Below are 20,363 nucleotides of genomic sequence, written 5' to 3'. Positions count from 1 at the left end.
TCTTGTGGTGAGGTGAGCCTTCCCTACCCTCGACCTCAGGAGTCCCTGTGCGCACGACGCGTCGCGCCCTGCTGGCCACCGTCCCGCTCCTCGCCCTGGCCGCCGCCTGCGGCTCCGGCGAGCAGGCCACGGCCGAACCCGCCGCCACCCCCGACGGCGCCTTCCCGGCGACGATCACCCACGCCCTCGGCACCACCACGGTCGGGGCCGCGCCGCAGCGCGTCGTCTGCCTCGGCTGGGGGTCCCAGGAGGCGCTGTGGGCCCTGGGCGGGCAGACGGTCGCCGTCCCCGAGGTGACCTACGGCGGCCTGCCCGACGGGACGCTGCCCTGGTGGCAGGGTCACTTCGACGCCGCGACCACGACGTTCCTACCGAACCCAACGTCCGGCGAGCTGCCGTTCGAGCAGATCACCGCCCTGGCCCCGGACCTGGTCCTCGCCGTCTACTCGGGCATCACGGCCGACGACTACGCGACGCTGTCGAAGATCGCCCCGACGGTCGGCTACCCCGACCAGCCGTGGCTGACGACCTGGCAGGACCAGGTCAGGCTCGTCGGGCAGGCGATCGGCAGGACCGCCGAGGCGCAGGCGCTCGTGGCCTCCACCGAGGCCGACCTCGCCGCCCGCGCCGAGGCGGCCCCCGCGCTGCGGGGCAGGACGTTCAGCTACGTCTACGCCTCCCAGCAGGGCCTGTCGGCGTACCTGCCCGGCGACCCGCGCGTCGACGTCATGCACGAGCTGGGCCTCGTCGACGCCCCCGGCATCACCGCGCTGGCCGCGCAGGAGGCGACGTTCTACGCCGAGGTCGCCAAGGAACGCGTGCGCGACCTCGACTCCGACGTGCTCGTCGGGTACGGCGGGCTGACCCGCGACCAGCTGCGCGCCGACCCCGTCTTCGCCACGATGCCCGCGGTGGCTGCCGACGCCGTCGCCTGGTTCGACGACGAGACCCTCGTGACGGCCACGTCCGCGACCGTGCTCAGCCTGCCGTGGCTGCTGGACCGGCTCGTGCCCCTGCTGGAGTCGGCTGCGCAGAAGGCTCCCGCCGCGGGGTCGTGATCACTAGGGTCGTGCCGTGGACCAGCAGCGCCGCCCGACGGCCGTCGACACCATCGCCGAAGACCACTTCGAGACGGTGCTGCGGCTGCAGCCGACGCTCGCCCTGAGCCTGGGCGCCCCCGACCCGGCCCCCGGGCTCGGGGACCGCTCCCCCGCGGGCCTGGCGGCCGTGGCCGACGCGAACCGCGCGACCCTGCGCGAGCTGGAGCGGACCCCCGCGGTCGACGACGTCGACCGCGTCACCGTCGCCGCGATGCGGGACCGCCTCGGCCTCGAGGTCGCCCTGCACGACGCGGGCGAGCTGCTCGGCGACCTCAACGTCATCGCCTCCCCCGTCCAGGACCTGCGCATGGTCTTCGACCTGCTGCCCACCGCGACCGACGCCGACTGGCAGGTCGTCGGCGAGCGCCTGGCCGCCGTCCCGGCGGCGCTCGCGGGGTACGTGGAGTCGTTGCGCGCGGCCGCGGCGGCCGGCCGGGTCGCGGCGGTGCGGCAGGTCGAGGCGTGCGCGACGGAGGCGGCCGAGAACGCGACGGGCTTCTTCGCGACCTTCGGGGCGGGCCGGGGCGTGGAGGCGGCCGGCGCCGCGGCGGCGCAGGCGTACGCGGACCTGGCGCGGTTCCTGCGGACCGAACTGCTGCCGCAGGCGCCCGCGGCCGACGCCGTGGGCCGCGACCGGTACGCGCTGTGGTCGCAGTTCCACGTGGGGGCGCGGATCGACCTCGACGAGACGTACGCGTGGGGTCTGGAGGAGGTCGCGCGGCTGCGGGCGGAGATGGCGGACGTGGCCCGGCAGATCACCGGCTCGGGCGACGCCGCGGCCGCGGCCGCGGCGCTCGACGCGGACCCGGGGGTGGTCGTGCAGGGGGCGGAGAACTTCCGGGCGTGGATGCAGGACCGGTCCGACGCCACCGTCGACGCGCTGCAGGGCGAGCACTTCGACATCCCCGAGCAGATCCGGCGGCTGGAGTGCCGGATCGCGCCGACCACCAGCGGCGTCATCTACTACACCGGCCCCAGCGAGGACTTCACCCGCCCGGGCCGGATGTGGTGGGCGGTGCCGGCGGGGCAGACGGCGTTCTCGACGTGGCGGGAGGCGACGACCGTCCACCACGAGGGGGTCCCCGGCCACCACCTGCAGATCGGTCAGACGGCCGTGCGCAGCGAGGTGCTGAACCGCTGGCGCCGGCAGGGGTGCTGGGTCTCCGGGCACGGCGAGGGCTGGGCGCTGTACGCCGAACGGCTCATGCAGGACCTCGGCTTCCTGCACGGCCCGGGCGAGGTGCTCGGGATGCTCGACGCGCAGCTGCTGCGCGCGGGCCGCGTCGTGCTGGACATCGGGATCCACTGCGGGCTGCCGGCCCCCGACGGCGGGGCCTGGACGTACGCGAAGGCGTGGGACTACCTGCGCTCGGTGTCCGGCAACCACCCCGACGTCCTGCGCTTCGAGCTGGACCGCTACCTGGGCTGGGCGGGGCAGGCGCCGAGCTACAAGGTCGGCGAACGGTTGTGGGCGGCGCTGCGCGAGGACGTGCGGGCGCACGAGGGAGCCGCGTTCGACCTCAAGGCGTTCCACCGGCGGGCCCTGGACGTGGGGTCGGTCGGGCTGGACGTGCTGCGCTCGACTCTCCTGCCCTGACCCTGCGTGACAGCCCCTGGTGGACCGTTGACGCGACGGCACGAACCTTTCGCACCGTCGCGTCAACGGTCCGGACCCCGACCGGCCCCGCGGCGCGTGGAACGATGTGCGCCGTGACGTCGCTGCTCCTCGCCTCCGCCTCCCCCGCCCGCCTCGCGACCCTGCGCGCCGCCGGCCTGGACCCGGCGGTCCTGGTCTCGGCGGTCGACGAACCCGCCGTCGTGGAGCGCTACGGCGTCACCGACGCCGAGGACGTGTGCCTGGTCCTGGCCAAGGCCAAGGCCGAGGACGTCGCCGCGAACGACGAGCGTCCCGAGGACGCGCTGATCCTGGGCTGCGACTCCGTCCTGGCCTTCGACGGGCAGGTGTTCGGCAAGCCCGCGAGCGCGCAGGAGGCCACCGAGCGGTGGCGGGCGATGCGGGGCCGCAGCGGGGTCCTGCACACGGGGCACTGGCTGATCGACGACCGGGACGAGGGCTCGGGCGCGACCATCGGGGGCGTGGCGAGCGTGACGGTCCACTTCGCGGACGTCTCCGACGCCGAGATCGAGGCGTACGTGGCGACCGGGGAGCCGCTGGCGGTGGCGGGGGCGTTCACGATCGACGGCCTCGGCGGGGCCTTCGTGACGGGGGTCGAGGGCGACCACCACGCGGTGGTGGGGGTCTCGCTGCCGCTGCTGCGCGACCTCGTGCGCGAGGCGGGGGTCGTGTGGACCGACCTGTGGGCGTCGCGGGGGTAGCGGGCGCGGGTATCCTCAGCCCTCGTCCCGCTCCCCCCACCTTCGACTCCCCCGGAGACGCCGCATGACCTCCCCCGAGCCCGCCGCCGTGTCCTCGGGGATCACCGGTCCGGTGACGAAGGTCCTCGTGGCCAACCGCGGGGAGATCGCCGTCCGCGTCGTGCGCGCCGCCCGCGACGCGGGGCTGAAGTCCGTGGCGGTGTACTCCGAGGGGGACCGCGACGCGCTGCACGTGCGCAGCGCCGACGAGGCGTACGCCCTGGGCGGCAGGACCGCCAAGGAGTCCTACCTGGACGCGGCGAAGATCATCGCGGTCGCCCACCGCGCCGGGGCCGACGCCGTGCACCCGGGCTACGGGTTCCTGTCGGAGAACGCCGCGTTCGCGCAGGCCGTGATCGACGCGGGGCTGACGTGGATCGGTCCGCCGCCGGCGGCGATCGAGGCGCTGGGCGACAAGGTGTCCGCGCGTCACCTGGCGGCGCGGGCGGGGGCCCCGCTGGTGGCGGGGACGCCGGACCCGGTGTCGGGCCCGGAGGAGGTGCTCGCCTTCGCCGACGAGCACGGTCTGCCCATCGCCATCAAGGCGGCCTTCGGGGGCGGGGGCCGCGGGCTGAAGGTGGCCCGCGAGCGCGAGGACGTCCCGGAGCTGTTCGCCTCCGCGGTCCGCGAGGCCGAGGCCGCGTTCGGCCGCGGCGAGTGCTTCGTCGAGCGCTACCTGGACCGTCCCCGGCACGTCGAGACGCAGGTGCTGGCCGACGCGCACGGCGGGGCGGTGGTCGTCTCCACGCGCGACTGCTCGCTGCAGCGCCGGCACCAGAAGCTCGTCGAGGAGGCGCCCGCGCCGTTCCTGACGCCCGAGCAGGACGCCGAGCTGCGCCGCGCGTCGCTGGCCATCGTCAAGGAGGCCGGGTACGTCGGGGCGGGCACGGTGGAGTTCCTCGTCGCGGCCGACGGGACGCTGGCCTTCCTGGAGGTGAACACCCGCCTGCAGGTGGAGCACCCGGTGACGGAGGAGATCAGCGGGATCGACCTCGTCGTGGAGCAGTTCCGCATCGCCCGCGGTGAGCACCTGGGGTATTCCGAGGTCGCCACCCGCGGCCACGCGATCGAGTTCCGCATCAACGGCGAGGACCCGAGCGCGAACTTCCTGCCCCGCCCGGGCAAGCTGACCCGGTTCTCCCTGCCGTCGGGCCCGGGGGTCCGGGTCGACACGGGGATCGACCCGCGCGCGGCGGCCGTGAGCGGCGGCGTGGAGATCTCCCAGGACTTCGACTCGCTGCTGGCCAAGCTGATCGTGACGGGGGCGACGCGCGAGCAGGCGCTGGCGCGGGCGGCGCGCGCGCTGGGCGAGTTCGTCGTCGAGGGGGTTCCCACGGTCATCCCGTTCCACCGCACGGTGGTGACGGACCCGGCGTTCGCGGCGTCGAGCGCGGAGGGTTTCACGGTCCACACGCGCTGGATCGAGTCCCCGGAGTTCGACGCGTCGAAGATGCCGGGGTCGGGTGCCCTGGAGGCGGCCGGCGAGGGGGCGCCGCACCGGGAGACGATCGTCGTCGAGGTCGCGGGCAAGCGGCTGGAGGTCTCGATCCCGGTCGAGCAGCTGAACGCGCAGCTCTCGCGGGCCGGGCAGGAGATCTCCCGCGCGGGCGTGGCGACGGGCGCGGCGGTCGCGCGGGCGTACCGGTCCGCGACGCACCGCGGCGGGAAGAAGAGCAAGGCCGGGGGTGGTTCGGTCGCGAACCCGAACGCCCTCGTGACGCCCATGCAGGGCACGATCGTCAAGATCGACGTCGCGGACGGGGACACGGTGGCCGAGGGTGACCTCGTCGCGGTCCTGGAGGCGATGAAGATGGAGCAGCCGCTGCTGGCGCACCGTTCGGGCACGATCGCGGGCCTGTCGGCCAAGGCCGGCGACACGACGACGACGGGCGCGGTGCTCTGCGAGATCGTCGACGCCTGAGGCTGCCCCGCTGACGAACGGCCCCGCGGTGCCGCACCGCGGGGCCGTTCGCGCGGGTGGCGTCCCTAGTCGCCGAGCACGTGCAGCTGCCGCGCGGCCTCGGCGATCGAGCCCGACAGCGACGGGTAGATGGTGAAGGCGTGCGCGACGTCGTCGACGTTGAGGCGCTTCTCCACCGCCAGGGTCACGGGGAAGATGAGCTCGCTGGCCCGCGGCGCCACGACGACCCCGCCGATGACGGTGCCGGACCCGGTGCGGCAGAACAGCTTCACGAACCCGTCGTGGATGCCGAGCATCTTGGCGCGCGCGTTCGTCGCCAGCGGCAGCTTGACGATCTCGCCCTGCGCCTCACCGGAGTCGATCTGGGCCTGCGTCCAGCCGACCGTCGCGATCTCCGGGGACGTGAACACCGTGGAGGCCACCGACCGCAACCTCAGCGGGGCGACGGAGTCGCCGAGGGCGTGCCACATGGCGATGCGGCCCTGCATGGCTGCGACGGAGGCGAGCGGGAACACGCCCGTGCAGTCCCCGGCCGCGTAGACGCCGCGCGCGGAGGTCCGCGAGACCTTGTCGGTCTCGACGTGCCCCGACTCCGTCGTCCAGACGCCCGCCTCCTCCAGCCCGAGGCCCGCGGTGTTGGGGATCGCCCCGACCGCGACGATGCAGTGCGACCCCTCGACGGTCCGGCCGTCGGCAAGGGTCACGACGACGGTGTCGCCGTGCCGTTCGACCTTCTGCGCGCGCGAGCGGGACAGGACGTCCATGCCGCGGCGGCGGAACACGCCCTCGAGGACCTCGGCGGCGTCGGCGTCCTCGCCGGGCAGGACCCGGTCGCGGGAGGAGACGAGGGTGACGTGCGCGCCGAGCGCGTCGTAGGCGTTGGCGAACTCGGCGCCGGTGACGCCGGAGCCGACGACGATCAGGTGCTCGGGCAGCTCGGTGAGGTCGTAGACCTGCTTCCAGGTGAGGATGCGCTCGCCGTCGGGCTGCGCGTCGGGCAGGACCCGCGGGCTGGCCCCGACCGACAGGAGCGTGACGTCGGCCTCGACGCGGGCACCGGCGTCCTCGCCGTCGCGCACGACGAGGGTGTGCGGGCCCTCCAGCGCGCCGGAGCCGGACAGGATCCGCACGCCCTCCTTCTCCAGCCGGGCGCGGACGTCGGCGGACTGCGCGGCGGCGAGCGTCTTGACGCGGCCGTTGACGCGCGCGAGGTCGACGGTGACGGCGCCCTCGGGCTCGGTGGTGGGGGTGCCGCCGCCGGGGAAGCGGACCCCGAGCTCGGAGGCGCCGTCGACGGTGGCCATGAGCTCGGCGGTGGCGATGAGGGTCTTGGACGGGACGACGTCGGTCAGGACGGTGGACCCGCCGAGGCCGTCGCGTTCGACGACGGTGACGTCGGCGCCGAGCTGGGCCGCGACGAGCGCTGCTTCGTACCCGCCGGGGCCGCCGCCGAGGACGGCCACGCGGGTCGCGTTGCTGGTGGGGTGCGCACTGGTGGGACTCACACCCCCATGCTCCCCTACCCTTCATCTCCGTGCCTGCCTCGCCCGCCTACGCCGCGTACGCGACCAACCTCGACCCCGAGGTCATGTCCCGCAAAGCCCCGCACTCCCCGTTGCGCTCGACGGGGTGGTTGCAGGACTGGCGGCTGACCTTCGGCGGGGAGGACCGCAGTTGGGAGGGCCCGATCGCCACCGTCGTGGAGGCGCCGGGCGAGCAGGTCTACGTGGCGCTGTACGACCTGACCGAGGCCGACGAGGTGCGCATGGACGCCGCCGAGGGCATGGACATCGGCCTGTTCCGCAAGATCAGGGTGCGGGTGAAGACCCTCGACGGGGACGTCGTGGCGTGGACGTACGTCCTCGACGACTACGAGGGCGGGCTGCCGACCGCCCGCTACCTCGGGGGGCTCGCCGACGCGGCCGAGGCCGGGGGCGCCCCGCACGACTACGTCCTGGGCCTGCGCGCCCGGCCCTGCCGCTCGAACGACGCCTGAGCGCCCTCCGCCACCGCAGCGCACACGTCGGACCCGTCCCCGAGCCCGGCGGGGGTCCGACGTGTGCGCTGCGCGGGGACGGCGGCGGGCGCGAGGTGCGCCGGCGGCGGGACGGCGCTCACTAGGCTGCCCCCCGTGACCGAGACCGCGACCGCGCCCGAGGACCCCTTCACCGTCGCCGAGGAGGCCGCCGCCGACCTGGCCGAGCGGACCGGCGTCCCCCGGCACGACGTCGCGCTGATCCTGGGGTCCGGCTGGGCCGCGGCCGCCGACGAGCTCGGTGAGGTCGTCGCGACCCTGCCCGCCACGGACCTGCCCGGTTTCGTGCCGCCCTCCGTCGTAGGGCACGCCGGGACGATCCGCTCGATCCTCGTCGCGCGGGACGGCGCGCAGCCCCTGCGCGCCCTCGTCCTGCCCCGCAGCCACTACTACGAGGGCCACGGCCCCCGGGCCGTCGCGCACGGCGTGCGGGTCGCCGCCGCCGCGGGCTGCCGCACGATCGTGCTGACCAACGGCTGCGGCGGGCTGGACCGCACGGTCCCGGCCGGCTCCCCCGTCCTGATCTCCGACCACCTCAACCTCACGGGCGCCACCCCGCTGGAGGGGCCGACGTTCGTCGACCTGACCGACCTGTACGCCGCCGATCTGCGCGACCTGGCCCGCACGGTCGACCCGTCGCTGCGCGAGGGGGTGTACGCGCAGTTCCACGGCCCGCAGTACGAGACGCCCGCCGAGGTCCGGATGGCCGGGGTGATGGGCGCCTCCCTGGTGGGGATGTCGACGGCCCTGGAGGCGATCGCGGCCCGGCACGTGGGGATGAAGGTCCTCGGGTTCTCCCTCGTGACGAACCTGGCGGCCGGGGTCTCCGACCAGCCGCTGTCCCACGAGGAGGTCCTGCAGGCGGGCCGGGACGCGGCCCCGCGCTGCGCGGCCCTCCTCGCGGGCGTCGTGAAGCTGCTCTGATCAGCGCGCGGCAGCCCGCTTGTACTGGCGGGTCGCCAGCGGCACGAACACCAGCAGGATCACGACGATCCAGCCGAGGGTGTAGAGCTGGGCGTGCTGCAGCGGCCACGACGACGGCGCCGGCCCGGGGCCGACGTTGCCGAAGCTCTCCCGCGCGGCCTGCACGAGCGTCGACATCGGGTTCCACTCCGCGATCGTGCGCAGGACCGCCGGGTAGCTCTCGATGGGGACGAACCCGTTGCTGAGGAACGTGACGGGGAAGATCGTGATGAACGTGAGGTTGTTGAACGCCTCCGGGGTGCGGATCAGCAGTCCCAGCAGGGCCATGCACCACGAGATCGCGTAGGCGAACAGCAGCAGCAGCGCGTACCCGATCACCGCGTCCAGCACCGAGGTCCGGATGCGCCAGCCGATGATCAGACCGGTCAGCGACATGATGACCACGACGATGACGTTGGTCACCACGTCGGACGCCGTGCGCCCCACGAGCACCGCCGACTGCGCCATGGGCAGCGAGCGGAACCGCTCGATGATGCCCTTCTGCATGTCGTCGGCGAGCCCGGCGCCGGTGATGGTCGCCCCGAAGATGACGGTCTGGGCGAAGATCCCCGGCACGAGGAACTCCCGGTAGTTGATGCCGGGGACCTCGATGGCGCCGCCGAAGACGTAGCCGAACAGCAGGATGAACATGATGGGCGAGATGAGCGTCCCGACCAGCAGGTCCGGGATCCGCTTGATCTTGATGAGGTTGCGCTTGGCGACGACCGAGCCGTCGGCCAGGACCATCCCGAGGGAACTCATGCGTTCTGCTCCTCCTGCGCCAGTTCTTCCGCGGGCTTGCCGGTGAGGGTGAGGAAGACGTCGTCCATCGTGGGACGGCGCAGCCCGGCGTCCAGCGGCACGACCCCGACCGACTCCAGCCGGCGCAGGGCGTCCACGAGGGTCGGGGTCCCGCCGCTGACCGGGACCGTGACGCGCCGGGCGCGCCGGTCGACCTGGACCTCCCCCACGGCCAGCGGTTCCAGGGCCTCGACCACGGTGGCGATCTCTGGGTCGACGGCGACGACGAGCTCGACGCGCTGACCGCCGACCTGCGTCTTCAGCTCGTCCGCCGTGCCGCGGGCGATGACCCGGCCGTGGTCGATGACGACGATGTCGTCGGCGAGCCGCTCGGCCTCCTCCAGGTACTGCGTCGTCAGCAGCAGCGTCGTGCCCGCGGCGACCATCGTCGTCAGCAGCTCCCACATGTCGTTGCGAGAGCGCGGGTCCAGGCCCGTCGTCGGCTCGTCGAGGAAGAGCACCGGCGGGTTGGCCACCAGCGCCCCGGCGAGGTCGAGGCGGCGGCGCATGCCGCCGGAGTAGGTCTTGGCGACGCGGTTGGCCGCGTCGGTCAGCCGGAACTGCTCCAGGAGTTCGTTCGCGCGCTCGCGCGAGCGCCGGCGCCCCAGGTGGTACAGCCGCCCCACCATGTCCAGGTTCTCGAACCCGGTCAGGTTCTCGTCGACCGCGGCGTACTGCCCCGACAGCCCGATGCGCCGGCGCACCTCCTGCGGGTCCTTCACCACGTCGACCCCGGCGACCGTGGCCGTCCCCTCGTCGGGGACCAGCAGCGTCGTCAGCATCCGGACCGTCGTCGTCTTGCCCGCGCCGTTCGGTCCCAGGAGGGCGAGCACCGTGCCCTCCGGGACGACGAGGTCGACCCCCGCCACCGCGGTGACGTCGCCGTACCGCTTCACCAACCCCTGCGCCTGAACCGCTGGGGACTGCACCGCCACCGAGGTCGCCATGTCCCCGACCCTAGGAGAGACCACCGACACCACGCCCGTCCTTTCGCCCTGCCCGACCCGTCCCCCCTCCGACCCCGGGGGCGCCGGGAACTCATCGGCCCGAACTCCTTGCCCCAGGACACCGGACGGCGGTGGCGGCGGACCGGGTCAGTCCTCGGTGCTGCGCAGGACGCCCATCATGGCCAGGTCGTCGTCCAGCGGTTCCCCCTCGTGGACGCACGCCCGCAGCCCCCGCAGCAGCTCCGCCTCGTCCAGCCCGGCGCCGATGAGGACGAGTTCGGTCGCCCGCGCCGACCCCCGGGGCCAGGCGCTGCGCTCGAAGCGCACCGCCGCCCCCACGGTCTGCAGCAGGTACCGCTGCCCGAAACCCTCGACGGCGAACCGCACGAAACCCTTCACGCGGAACACCCCGGACGGGCGGGCGTCGAGGAACCGCACGAAGGCGCGGGGGTCCAGCGGGTGCTCGCTGCGGAACTCCACCGCGTCGTAGAGGGTGTGGACGTGCTCGGCGTGGTCCGCGGGGTCGGTGACCACCTCCCCCAGCGCGAGCTGGCGCTGGCGCGCGGGCCGGGCGTCGAACAGCAGCCGGGGGTCGACCCGTCCCTTCGCGGCGGGCACGACGGGCGCCCACGCGTTGAGCTCGCGGCACCGCGCGGCGACCCGCGCCACGTCCGGCTCGGGCACGAGGTCGGTCTTGGTGAGGATCACCACGTCGGCCATCGCGACGTGGTCGTCGAGCTCGGTGTGCCGCAGCCGGGTCGTCTCGAACTCGACGGCGTCCACGACGACGACCAGCCCGCCGTAGCGGACGCCGGGGACGGTGCTGGCCAGGACCTGCCGGACCATGGCGGAGGGTTCGGCGACACCGCTGGCCTCGATGACGACGGCGTCCAGCGCGGGCCCGCGGGCCGTGGTGAGCCGGGTGAGGAGTTCGTCGATCGTGCCGTCGTCGGTGGAGCAGCACAGGCAGCCGTTCTCCAGGGAGACGGTGCTGTCGGCCCAGCCGGCGACGAGGAGGGCGTCGACGCCCACGGCCCCGAAGTCGTTGACGACCACCCCGAGCCGCACGTCGGTGGCCGAGCGCAGCAACTGGTTGAGCACCGTCGTCTTGCCCGCGCCGAGGAACCCCGCGAGGACGACGACCGGCAGGCTCACGCCCCCATCGTAGGGTGACGCCCGTGGATGCAGAGCTGCCGGACCGGGTCCGCGCGTGGATCGCGGACGACCCCTCCCCGCACGACCGGGCCGAGCTGCAGGCCCTGCTCGACGACGGGTCCGCGCAGGCGCTGGCCGACCTCGCCGACCGTTTCTCCGGGCCGCTGGAGTTCGGCACCGCCGGGTTGCGCGGGGTCGTCGGCGCGGGTGAGCACCGCATGAACCGCGCCGTCGTGCAGCGCGCGGCGGCGGGGCTGGGGGCGTGGCTGACGGCGCGCTGGGACCGTCCCCGCGTCGTGATCGGCCTCGACGCCCGGCACGGCTCGCACGAGTTCGCCGACGACTCCGCCGCGGTGCTGACCGCGGCCGGGTGCGAGGTCCTGCTGCTGCCCGGCCCGCTGCCCACCCCCGTGCTGGCCTTCGCGGTCCGCCACCTCGACGCCGACGCGGGGGTCATGGTCACCGCGAGCCACAACCCGGCGCGCGACAACGGGTACAAGGTCTACCTGGGCGGGCGCGCCGCACCGGCCGAGGGCCGCGGGGTGCAGATCGTGCCGCCCGTGGACGCCGAGATCGCCGCCGCGATCGCCGCGGTGGGACCCCTGGCCGAGCTGCCCCGGGCGAGCGACGGGTGGACCGTCCTGGGTCCCGACGTCGTCGAGGACTACCTGTCCGCGATCAGCGCCGCCGTGGCCCCCGCCCCGGGACGGGACCCGCGGATCGTCGTGACCGCGATGCACGGCGTCGGCAACCCGGTCCTATTGGAGGCGCTGCGCCGCAACGGTTTCACCGACGTCCACTCCGTGCCCGAGCAGGCCGATCCGGACCCGGACTTCCCCACGGTCCCGTTCCCGAACCCCGAGGAACCCGGCGCGCTGGACCGCGCTGTCGCGCTGGCGGCCGACCTCGGTGCGGACGTCGTGCTGGCCGTCGACCCCGACGCCGACCGCTGCTGCGTCGCCGTCCCCGGGCCGGGCGGTTTCACGCAGCTGTCCGGCGACGACCTGGGGCGCGTCCTGGGGTCCGAGCTGGCCCGCCCCGGCGCGGTCCTGGCGTGCTCGGTCGTCAGTTCCCAGGCGCTGCGGGCGGTCGCGGCCCGCACGGGGGCCCGGTTCGCCGCGGCCCTGACGGGGTTCAAGTGGATCGCCCGGGTCCCGGAGCTGACGTTCGGGTACGAGGAGGCCATCGGGTACTGCGTGGCCCCCGAGGTCGTGCGGGACAAGGACGGGATCTCGGCGTCGCTGCTCGTCGCGGGTATCGTGCGCCGCGAGCTCGCCGCGGGCCGGACGGTGCGCGACGTGCTGGACGACCTCGACCGCACCGACGGGGTGCACCTGACCGCGCCCGTGACGATCCGCGTCGAGGACCTCTCGCTCATCCCGGCCGCGATGGCGCGGCTGCGGTCGCAGCCCCCGGCCTCTCTCGGGGGTTCGGCGGTGACGTCGGTGGAGGACCTCGCCGACGGGCTGGACGGGTTGCCGCCGACGGACGGGCTGCGGTTCCGGACCGCGGACGGCACGCGGGTCGTGGTCCGCCCGAGCGGGACCGAGCCGAAGCTGAAGTGCTACTGCGAGGTCGTCGCCGAGGTGGGCGACGACCTCGCGGCGGTGCGGCGCGCGGCCCGCGAGCGCCTGGACCGGGTGCGGGCGGACGTGCGGGCGGCCACCGGGATGGCGTGACGCCGTTCGGCTGACACATCGACTGTCGATGTGCCATGGTGCGGTCATGGCATATCGACTGTCGATGGCTCCGCGCATCGCGCGGCGGTTCGGCGTCCACACCCGGCCGCACGTCATCGCGTTGTGCGCGTTCTTCGCGCGCCGGATCGGCATCCTGTGCCTGGTCGTCGCGGCGCTCCAGGCCGTCAACTCCGGACCGGAGAGCCTGCCGGTCCAGGGCGCCGGGGGTCCGGGCACGCTGATCAGCCCGATCGTCCCGGAGGGCGTCGCGTACGTCGACGGGTCGGCCAACCTCGACGGCATCGCGACGATCACGGTCGACCCCACCCGGCTCGAGGGGGCGCTCGCGGGAGGTTCGCTGTGGCTGGTGTGGCTGTGCGTCGGCCTGGGCGCGATCTGGTCGGCCGCCCTGCTCCGCCGCTTCGCCGAGGGGGACCCGTTCGCCCCCGGGAACGCCCAGCGGCTGCGCAGCCTCGCCGCGTGCGTCCTGGTGGCGACGCACGTGGCCCCCCTGCTGAAGCCGCTGGCGACCCACCTGGTCATCGCCCGGCTGGGCATCGGGGGTCTGGCCCCGGTGTGGGGTTCCCCGGTGCACCCGTCGCTGCTCGTGGTGCTGCTGCTCCTGCTGCTGGCCGGGGCCCTGGCCGAGGGCCGGCGCCTGCAGCTGGACAGCGAAGGGCTCGTGTGACCCCCCGGTCCGGCGACGAGGACGAGAACCCGCACCGCGTCGAGTGCCACCTCGACCGCCTGCTGGCCGAGCGGGGCATGACCCTGGCGGAACTGGCCGCCCGCGCGGGGGTCACGGTGGTGAACCTGTCGGTCCTGAAGAACGACCGGGCGCGGGCGGTGCGCTTCTCGACGCTGACGGCGATCTGCGACGTCCTGCACTGCCAGCCCGGCGATGTGCTCTCGGTGCGGGGCCGCTGAGGGAACAGCCCTTGCAAGTGGAACGTCGATCCGCTTACAGTAGCGGACGAACGTTCCGTTTCAACGACAGGAGTTTCCCGTGCCCCAGCAACCCCTCGGCTCCGGGTTCACCGCGGCCTCCACCACCGCCGACGTCCTCGCCGGCCGCGACCTCACCGGAACCCACGTCGTCGTCACCGCGGGCCACCGCGGGCTCGGCCTCGTCACCACCCGCGCGCTCGCGGCCGCCGGCGCCTCCGTCACGGTCGCCACCCGCCACCCCGAGCGGGCGGCAGAGACGTTCGCCGGGGTGGACGGCGTCAGCGTCGAACGGCTCGACCTGCTCGACCCCGCCTCGATCAGCGCCTTCGCCCGCACCCAGCACGAGGTCCACGTCCTGGTGAACTGCGCGAACTTCCCCGCCCCGCAGGAGGTCGAGCGCGACGGGCGGGGGTACGAGAAGCAGTTCGCCACCGGTCACCTCGGCCACTTCCAGCTCACCGTCGAACTGCTCCCCGCCCTGCGCGCCGCGGGCGGTGCCCGCGTCGTCACGTTGTCGTCCGGCGCGCACCGGTTCGGTGAGATCCGCTGGGGCGACCCGGGGTTCAGCACGGGCTACCACCCGATGACCGCCTACGCCCAGACCAAGCTCGCCAACGTGCTGTTCTCCGTGGAACTCGACCGGCGGTTCCGGGACGAGCAGATCCGCGGGTACGCCGTCCACCCCGGCGTGATCGTCATGGGCGCCGCCGACAACCCCGCCTGGGCGGCGACCCTGCGCGACCAGGGCCTGCTCGACGAGGACGGCAACCCGGTCATCGACCCCGAGCGCGGCAAGAAGACGCCCGAGCAGGGGGCGAGCACCGTCGTGTTCGCGGCGACCCACCCCCTGCTCGCCGACGTCGGCGGGGTCTACCTCAAGGACGCCGACGTGTCCCGCGTCGACGACGAACCCCGTGAACTCACCGCCGACGCGATCCCGTCCGAGGTCACCTCCGCCGCGCTCGACCCCGCGACCGCGCACCGGTTGTGGGAGTGGAGCGAGGAGCTCACGGGCGTTGCCCCGTCGGGCGCACCACGATCTCGTTGACGTCGACGTCCGCCGGTTCCGCCACGGCGTACGCGACGGCCCGGCCGATGGCCGCGGGGGCGATGGCCGTGCGGCGGTAGCCGACCATCGCCTCGGCCGCGGTCGGGTCGGTGATGTGGGTGGCCAGTTCGCTCTCGACGACGCCGGGCGTGACGGTCGTGACGCGCACGCTCGGGGGCAGTTCCTGGCGCAGCCCCTCCACGAGGGCCCAGACGGCGAACTTGGTGGCGCAGTACACGGCGGCGGTCGGGACGACCTCGTGGGCCCCCACGGAGGCCGTGGTCACGAAGTGCCCGCTGCCGGAGCGCAGGAAGTGCGGCAGGGCGGCGGCGATCCCGTTGAGGACGCCCTTCACGTTGACGTCCACCATGCGGTCCCACTCCCCCGTCAGCAGGGACGCCATCGGCGACAGGAGCATCACCCCGGAGTTGGCGACGAGGACGTCGAGCCGGCCGTGCTCGGCGACGACGGAATCCACGACGGCGCGGAACGCCGCCGCGTCGGTGACGTCGAGGACGGCGGCGGACGCCCGGCCCCCGGCCGCGCGGATGCCGGCCGCGACCTCCTCGAGGCGGTCGGCGCGCCGGGCGGTGAGGACGACGTGGTGGCCGGCGGCGGCCAGTTCGCGGGCGGTCGCGTCACCGATCCCGCTGGAGGCGCCGGTGACGAGGACGATCTTCTGCTCGGTCTGCTGTTCGGGCTGCTGTTCGGGCTGCTGTTCGGTCATGCCCCGACCCTCGGTGCGCCGCCGCCCGGGCGGCAGACCGCGGTGAGGGTGGTAGCGGCGCACCCACCCTGAGCGGTGCGGGCGGTCGTACCGTGGACCGGTGAGCGCTCTCGGTGACTTCCTGCGCGCCCGCCGCGCCGCCGTCTCCCCCGCCGAGGCGGGTCTGCCGGCCGGGACCCGTCGCCGGGTCCCCGGGTTGCGGCGCAGCGAGGTCGCCCTGCTCGCGGAGATCAGCGTGGAGTACTACGTGCGCCTGGAGCAGGGCCGCGAACGCGGGCCGTCACCCGCCGTCCTCGACGCGCTGGCGGCCGCGCTGCGGCTGACCCGCGACGGCGCCGAGCACCTCTACCGCCTCGCCGGGCTCGCCCCCGCGCCGCTCGACGTGGGCCCCGAACGGGTGGACCCGCGCCTGACGACGCTGCTGGCCGCGTGGCCGGGAACCCCCGCGGTCGTCCTGGGGCGGGCCCTGGACGTCCTGGCCGCCAACGACCTCGCCGAGGAACTCTTCGGGGGTTTCCCGACGACGCGCAACCTCGTGGAGTTCGTGTTCCTGGCCCCGCAGGCCCGCACGCTGTACCCGGACTGGAACGTCGTGGCCCGCAACACCGTGGCCGCGTTCCGCCTCGCCGACGGCGCGCACCCGGGCGATCCCCGCCTCCGGGCCGTCCGCGAGGCCCTGCGGGACAGCGAGGAGTTCACCCGGCTCTGGGACCGGCACGACGCACGCGGCAAGACGGCCGAGCGCAAGCGGTTCGCGCACCCGCGGGCGGGTGAGTTCACGCTGGACGTGCAGACCTTCGACGTCCGCGACGGCGCGGGCCAGCAGCTCGCGGTCTACCACGCCGCTCCCGGGACCCCGTCCGCCGACGCCCTCACCCTGCTGGGCATGCTCGCCGCCCAGCGCGGGACTCAGACCACGTCCACGAACACCGGGTTCGTGTAGCACCACAGGTCGTCCCACGGGTCGGAGTCGCCGATCCGGTCCACCTCCGGGTGCCCGTCGGGGCGGGCGTGCTTGCCGTCGCTGCCGCGGAACCGCACGTAGAGCGGGTCGGCGACGCCGCGCAGGACGGTCCGGAACACCTGCCGGCCCCCGGAGCGGGGCATCTCGAAGCTCTCGACCACCCGGGTGCCCGGGGCCTCGAACAGGTCGCGGTCCGTGACCCGCCCGGTGACGGTCCCGACGATGACGTCCCAGCGCGCCGACCTCGGGACGGAACCGCTGCCGTTGGCCTCGGTCGCCGGGTCGACGGTGAGCTCGACCTCGACGTCCCCGCCGCGGCGCACCGTGGTGCGGGCCCCGAACGTCACCCCCGGCCCGGCGCCGGCCGCGCGCACCCGCCCCTCGACGGCCTTGACGAGCCCGCCGTGCACGACGAAGACGCGCCCGGAACGCAGGGCGGCCATGACGGAGCGGTAGTCGCGGGAGGTCGAACCCACGCAGGTGCGGGAGTAGAACCCCGGGGCGAAGTCGACGTACCCGTGCTGCACGACGCCGGTCTCGACGGGTTCCCCGCGCGAACCGTGCTCGCGGTAGAACTCCTGGGAGAGGTTCCCCACCCGCACGGTGTCGCCGATGTCGAAGTGGTTGTCGGAGTTCGCCGTGATCCACCACGGCAACCCCTCGGCCAGCAGCGAGTCCCACAACCCGCCCAGGCGCGCGGTGGCGGCGTCGAAACCGCCCCACGTCCGGTACTGGTCGAGGTCGTAGCCGGGGAAGGACCACGCGCCGGGGACCTCGTCGTACTGGCCGCGGCCACGTCCGCGCCCGAGCGGTGCGGGCAGGGCGGCGGCCTGGTGCCCGGGGGCTCCTTCCCAGCCGACGAACAACCCGGGCGCGGCGTCGCGCCAGCCGCGCACCTTCGACGGCGAGACGCGGCCCGTGCGCATGGGGTGGTTGGACAGGATCAGCGCCTCGCCGACGGTGCCCGTCCGCAGTTCCTCGGCGAGCCAGGCCAGGGCGTCCAGGCCGAGCTGCTCGGCGACCGGGCCGCCCTCGACGGAGTGCTCGATGAGCCGGGGTCCGGTGGGGTTCTGCCGGGCCGCCAGGACGTCGCCGTCGAACATCCGCTCGAAGCGCTGCAGCAGGACCGGGGTGTCGGCGTGCTCGGGGGCGATGAAGGTGGCGTGCTCGGCGCCGGGGATGTTCCACTCCATGCCCTGGAACACGAGCACGTCGTGGCGCCGGCGGGCCTGCGCGATGAGCGGGGTCTGCAGGGCGACGGACTGCTTGGCGTGGTCGGGGCCGCCGTGGTCGGTGATGACCATCCAGTCCAGCCCGCACTCGTGCCCGCGGCGCACCTGGTCGTCCACGGAGTACATGGCGTCGCGCGAGAACGTCGTGTGGATGTGGTGGTCGCCCGCGTACCAGGCGAAGTCGCGGTCGTCGCCGTCCGTGCTCACGGGGTCCGGCGGCAGCGGCGAGGGGGTGTGGGTGTGCGGGGTCGCGTCGGGGCCGTGCGAGTGGGCGGGCACGGCCACACCCTGCCAGGGAGGTCGGTCGACCCCTCGAACGGCCCTCGTGGACCTCACGAACCTCAGTAGACTCACTCGTTGTGAGCACCTCGCTACCGGACGCTCTCGCGGGCCTGTCGGCCCCGCGGGAGTCGCCCCTGCGCGTGACCACCCTCGACCTGCCCGCCCCGGACGCCTCGCTCGCCGCGGTGCCCGCCCCCACCCCCGCGCTGCCGGACGAGGTCCCCGACCTCGTCCTGGCCGACGGCCCCGCCGCGCCGGGCGCCGCCACGGGCGAACTGCTCGACGTCCTTGCCCCCACCACCGGCGAACGCCTGCTGCGCGTGGAGGACACGAGCCCGGACCTGGTGCGCGACATCGCCTCCGCGGTCGCCACCACGAGCACCACCGACTGGTCGTGGCTGTCGGCCGAGGACCGCGCCCGGTTCCTCTTCGCCGTCGCCGACGTCCTCGCCGACCACGTCCGCGCCCTGGCGGTCACCGCCGCCCTGACGACGGGACGTCCGCTCGGGGCGGGGTTCCGGCAGGACGCCCCGGCCGCCCACGCCGCCGCGTTCTCCGCGGCGGGCTGGGCCGACAAGCTCACGGCCGTCGGGGCCGGGCACCGCCCCTCCGGCGGGGTCGTCGTCGTCGTCACGACGTGGCGCACGAGCACCGCCGACGCCCTCAGCGCCGTCGTCGCGGCCCTGGCGACGGGCTGCGGGGTCGTCCTGCGCGCCCGGCCGGCCACCGCCGCGACCGCCCGGCAACTGGTCCGGCTCGTGGAGGAGGCGGGCGTCCCGGCGGGACTGGTCCGCTCCGCCCCGGGCGCCGACGCCGCCGCCGACGCGGCGCTGTGGTCGCACCCCGACCTCGTCGCCGTGCGCGCCGACGGGTCCGCGGACGACCTGCGCGCGGTCGGGGTCGCCCTGGCCCACCGGGGAACGCCTCTCCTGCAACGCCTCGACGCCCCCCACGTCGACGTCGTGCTCGCCGGGGCGAACCTCGAGGACGTGGCCGCGGCCCTCGTCGAGGCCAGCACCGGCGGCGCCCACCTGCGTCCGGGCGGCTCCCGGGTCCTCGTCGTCCGGCCGGTCGCCGACGCGCTGGTGGCCCGGGTGGCCCCCGTCGTCGCGCGGTTGCGCACCGGGCACCCGCTGGACCGGGCGACGGCCGTCGGCCCCGTCCCCACCCCGCACCTGGCCCGCGCCGCGCGCGAGGTCCTCGACTCCACCGCGGGCCTGCCCGCCGGACTGCCTCCCGGCGGCTGGTGGGCACCCCCCGGCCTGGCCACCGTCGGCCGCCACAGCGCCTGGCCTCCCCCCGGGCCCGTGCTCGGCGTGCGCTCGATCCGCTCGGCCGCCGACGCCCTGCCGCACCTGCGCGACGCCGGGTCGGTGACGGTGTGGGGCGGCGAACTGGGCACCGAGGTCCCCGCACCGCCGGACGCGCGCCGCGACGCCCTGGACCTCGTCCGGGCCTGCCGTGGCTGAGCCGGTCCGCGGGGCCGGGCCGGCGACCGGCACCGCGAACGGGGCGGTGACCGGCTCGGCGAACGGTGCGGTCGTCGTGAGCGTGGCCCAGGGCGCGGCCCGCCGCGGCCGGGCGCTGCTCGCGGCGGCCTCGGAGGTCGAGCGGCGGCGCAACCGGTTCGTCGACCAGGTCCGCCGCGCCCACCACCTGCGGATCTCCGAGGCCGTCGCGCAGGTCGACGGTTGCGTCGACACGATCGTGCGCTGGGCGGGGTGGGCCGACAAGCTCGACCTGCTGCTGCCCGTCGCCGCGGGTGGCCGGCGGCCGCCGCCCGTCGCGATCCTGCCGCCGGGGGACTTCGGCGGCGCGACCCGCGCCCTGTGCTCGGCGCTGGCCGCGGGCGCCCGGTGCGTCGTGGCGCACGAGTCGGCCGCAGTGGCCTCGCTGGTCGACGTCGTGGCCGCGGAGTTCCCGCCCGCGGCCGTGACGGTGGTGGCCCGCGACCCGGGAACCGTCCGGGAGCTGGCGACGACGGTGGCGCTGCTCGACGCGCGCGCGGCCGCCGCGGAGTTCGACGCCGACCTGCGGCTGGCCTGCGCCGAGGCCGGCACGCGCGTGCTGCCCCCGCTGCCGGCCGAACGGCTGGCCGCGCTGGACGACCTGGCCCTCGTGGGCGACCTGTTCGCCGGGGCGGTCCGGCCGGCCTGAGCCGCGCCGACCCCGGGCCCGGTGACGC

Annotated in this window: 19 protein-coding genes; 13 read left to right on the top strand and 6 right to left on the bottom strand. The window is 74.9% G+C overall.

Going from position 1 to position 20,363, the window contains the following annotated elements:
- Positions 1-47 precede the first annotated feature (47 nt).
- From CLV37_RS16470 to CLV37_RS16455, 4 genes are all read left to right on the top strand, one after another.
- On the top strand, positions 48-1,058 hold the full coding sequence (locus CLV37_RS16470; RefSeq protein WP_106212343.1) for an ABC transporter substrate-binding protein: 1,011 nt from the start codon (positions 48-50) through the stop codon (positions 1,056-1,058).
- A 16-nt stretch (positions 1,059-1,074) separates the two neighbouring features.
- A complete protein-coding gene (locus CLV37_RS16465; RefSeq protein ID WP_106212341.1) occupies positions 1,075-2,697 on the top strand; it encodes a DUF885 domain-containing protein in 1,623 nt (540 codons plus the stop codon).
- 113 nt (positions 2,698-2,810) lie between these two features.
- Positions 2,811-3,437 carry a Maf family protein gene (locus tag CLV37_RS16460; protein ID WP_245885446.1) on the top strand — a complete coding sequence of 209 codons (627 nt, stop codon included), beginning with the start codon at positions 2,811-2,813 and terminating at the stop codon, positions 3,435-3,437.
- A 112-nt stretch (positions 3,438-3,549) separates the two neighbouring features.
- Complete coding sequence (locus tag CLV37_RS16455; RefSeq protein WP_106212596.1) at positions 3,550-5,397, top strand: ATP-binding protein; 1,848 nt, start codon at positions 3,550-3,552, stop codon at positions 5,395-5,397.
- A gap of 65 nt (positions 5,398-5,462) precedes the next feature.
- On the opposite strand, the gene CLV37_RS16450 is transcribed toward CLV37_RS16455, so the two are convergent.
- Positions 5,463-6,902: an NAD(P)H-quinone dehydrogenase gene (locus tag CLV37_RS16450; protein ID WP_106212337.1), complete on the bottom strand. Its 1,440-nt coding sequence runs from the start codon at positions 6,900-6,902 to the stop codon at positions 5,463-5,465.
- 29 nt (positions 6,903-6,931) lie between these two features.
- Here CLV37_RS16450 and CLV37_RS16445 point away from each other — a divergent pair, with 29 nt between their 5' ends.
- Both CLV37_RS16445 and CLV37_RS16435 read left to right on the top strand, forming a co-directional pair.
- Positions 6,932-7,393: a gamma-glutamylcyclotransferase family protein gene (locus CLV37_RS16445; protein WP_245885445.1), complete on the top strand. Its 462-nt coding sequence runs from the start codon at positions 6,932-6,934 to the stop codon at positions 7,391-7,393.
- A 135-nt stretch (positions 7,394-7,528) separates the two neighbouring features.
- The gene (locus CLV37_RS16435; RefSeq protein WP_106212331.1) at positions 7,529-8,356 is read left to right on the top strand and encodes a purine-nucleoside phosphorylase; all 828 of its coding nucleotides are present in this window, start codon (positions 7,529-7,531) and stop codon (positions 8,354-8,356) included.
- On the opposite strand, the gene CLV37_RS16430 is transcribed toward CLV37_RS16435, so the two are convergent.
- The 3 genes from CLV37_RS16430 to CLV37_RS16420 all read right to left on the bottom strand — a co-directional run bounded on the left by CLV37_RS16430 (position 8,357) and on the right by CLV37_RS16420 (position 11,298).
- On the bottom strand, positions 8,357-9,157 hold the full coding sequence (locus tag CLV37_RS16430; RefSeq protein WP_106212329.1) for an ABC transporter permease: 801 nt from the start codon (positions 9,155-9,157) through the stop codon (positions 8,357-8,359).
- Positions 9,154-10,143: an ATP-binding cassette domain-containing protein gene (locus tag CLV37_RS16425; protein WP_106212327.1), complete on the bottom strand. Its 990-nt coding sequence runs from the start codon at positions 10,141-10,143 to the stop codon at positions 9,154-9,156. Before CLV37_RS16425 ends, CLV37_RS16430 begins: the two co-directional genes overlap by 4 nt.
- Positions 10,144-10,290: 147 nt before the next feature.
- Positions 10,291-11,298 carry a CobW family GTP-binding protein gene (locus CLV37_RS16420; protein ID WP_106212325.1) on the bottom strand — a complete coding sequence of 336 codons (1,008 nt, stop codon included), beginning with the start codon at positions 11,296-11,298 and terminating at the stop codon, positions 10,291-10,293.
- Between the two features lie 23 nt (positions 11,299-11,321).
- Between CLV37_RS16420 and CLV37_RS16415 the strand changes: the two genes are divergently transcribed.
- The 4 genes from CLV37_RS16415 (at position 11,322) to CLV37_RS16400 (ending at position 14,973) form a co-directional block, all read left to right on the top strand.
- Entirely contained in the window at positions 11,322-12,977 is a 1,656-nt protein-coding gene (locus tag CLV37_RS16415) for a phospho-sugar mutase (protein ID WP_245885444.1), read from the top strand.
- Positions 12,978-13,023: 46 nt separating this feature from the next.
- Positions 13,024-13,665 carry a DUF2975 domain-containing protein gene (locus CLV37_RS16410; RefSeq protein ID WP_170127309.1) on the top strand — a complete coding sequence of 214 codons (642 nt, stop codon included), beginning with the start codon at positions 13,024-13,026 and terminating at the stop codon, positions 13,663-13,665.
- Positions 13,662-13,904, top strand: coding sequence for a helix-turn-helix domain-containing protein (locus CLV37_RS16405; RefSeq protein WP_170127308.1), 243 nt, complete (start codon positions 13,662-13,664; stop codon positions 13,902-13,904). Before CLV37_RS16410 ends, CLV37_RS16405 begins: the two co-directional genes overlap by 4 nt.
- Positions 13,905-13,983: 79 nt before the next feature.
- Positions 13,984-14,973 carry an SDR family NAD(P)-dependent oxidoreductase gene (locus CLV37_RS16400; protein ID WP_106212319.1) on the top strand — a complete coding sequence of 330 codons (990 nt, stop codon included), beginning with the start codon at positions 13,984-13,986 and terminating at the stop codon, positions 14,971-14,973.
- Here the strand turns inward: CLV37_RS16400 and CLV37_RS16395 are convergent.
- Positions 14,933-15,700 carry an SDR family oxidoreductase gene (locus CLV37_RS16395; protein ID WP_106212317.1) on the bottom strand — a complete coding sequence of 256 codons (768 nt, stop codon included), beginning with the start codon at positions 15,698-15,700 and terminating at the stop codon, positions 14,933-14,935. The genes CLV37_RS16400 and CLV37_RS16395 overlap by 41 nt on opposite strands.
- A 100-nt stretch (positions 15,701-15,800) precedes the next feature.
- Here CLV37_RS16395 and CLV37_RS16390 point away from each other — a divergent pair, with 100 nt between their 5' ends.
- Positions 15,801-16,643 carry an MmyB family transcriptional regulator gene (locus CLV37_RS16390; RefSeq protein ID WP_106212315.1) on the top strand — a complete coding sequence of 281 codons (843 nt, stop codon included), beginning with the start codon at positions 15,801-15,803 and terminating at the stop codon, positions 16,641-16,643.
- Here CLV37_RS16390 and CLV37_RS16385 read toward each other — a convergent pair.
- Positions 16,610-18,175 carry a PHP domain-containing protein gene (locus CLV37_RS16385; protein WP_146149444.1) on the bottom strand — a complete coding sequence of 522 codons (1,566 nt, stop codon included), beginning with the start codon at positions 18,173-18,175 and terminating at the stop codon, positions 16,610-16,612. The two genes, CLV37_RS16390 and CLV37_RS16385, sit on opposite strands and share 34 nt — an antisense overlap.
- A gap of 80 nt (positions 18,176-18,255) precedes the next feature.
- Between CLV37_RS16385 and CLV37_RS16380 the strand changes: the two genes are divergently transcribed.
- Together CLV37_RS16380 and CLV37_RS16375 are read left to right on the top strand one after the other, a co-directional pair.
- Positions 18,256-19,647, top strand: coding sequence for an aldehyde dehydrogenase family protein (locus tag CLV37_RS16380; RefSeq protein WP_106212311.1), 1,392 nt, complete (start codon positions 18,256-18,258; stop codon positions 19,645-19,647).
- Positions 19,640-20,335: an aldehyde dehydrogenase family protein gene (locus CLV37_RS16375; protein WP_106212309.1), complete on the top strand. Its 696-nt coding sequence runs from the start codon at positions 19,640-19,642 to the stop codon at positions 20,333-20,335. The genes CLV37_RS16380 and CLV37_RS16375 overlap by 8 nt, the downstream gene beginning before the upstream one ends.
- The last annotated feature ends 28 nt before the right edge of the window (positions 20,336-20,363 follow it).

This window comes from Kineococcus rhizosphaerae (genome assembly GCF_003002055.1).
Lineage (GTDB): Bacteria > Actinomycetota > Actinomycetes > Actinomycetales > Kineococcaceae > Kineococcus > Kineococcus rhizosphaerae.
Note: the sequence above shows the minus strand (reverse complement) of the source record. Positions and strands in the feature narration are given on the sequence as shown.

Bases quoted from the DNA above. Each gene is read 5' to 3' on its own strand.
- CLV37_RS16430 (WP_106212329.1), bottom strand. From the start codon at position 9,157: ATGAGTTCCCTCGGGATGGTCCTGGCCGACGGCTCGGTCGTCGCCAAG.
- CLV37_RS16425 (WP_106212327.1), bottom strand. From the start codon at position 10,143: ATGGCGACCTCGGTGGCGGTGCAGTCCCCAGCGGTTCAGGCGCAGGGG.
- CLV37_RS16410 (WP_170127309.1), top strand. From the start codon at position 13,024: ATGGCATATCGACTGTCGATGGCTCCGCGCATCGCGCGGCGGTTCGGC.
- CLV37_RS16395 (WP_106212317.1), bottom strand. From the start codon at position 15,700: ATGACCGAACAGCAGCCCGAACAGCAGCCCGAACAGCAGACCGAGCAG.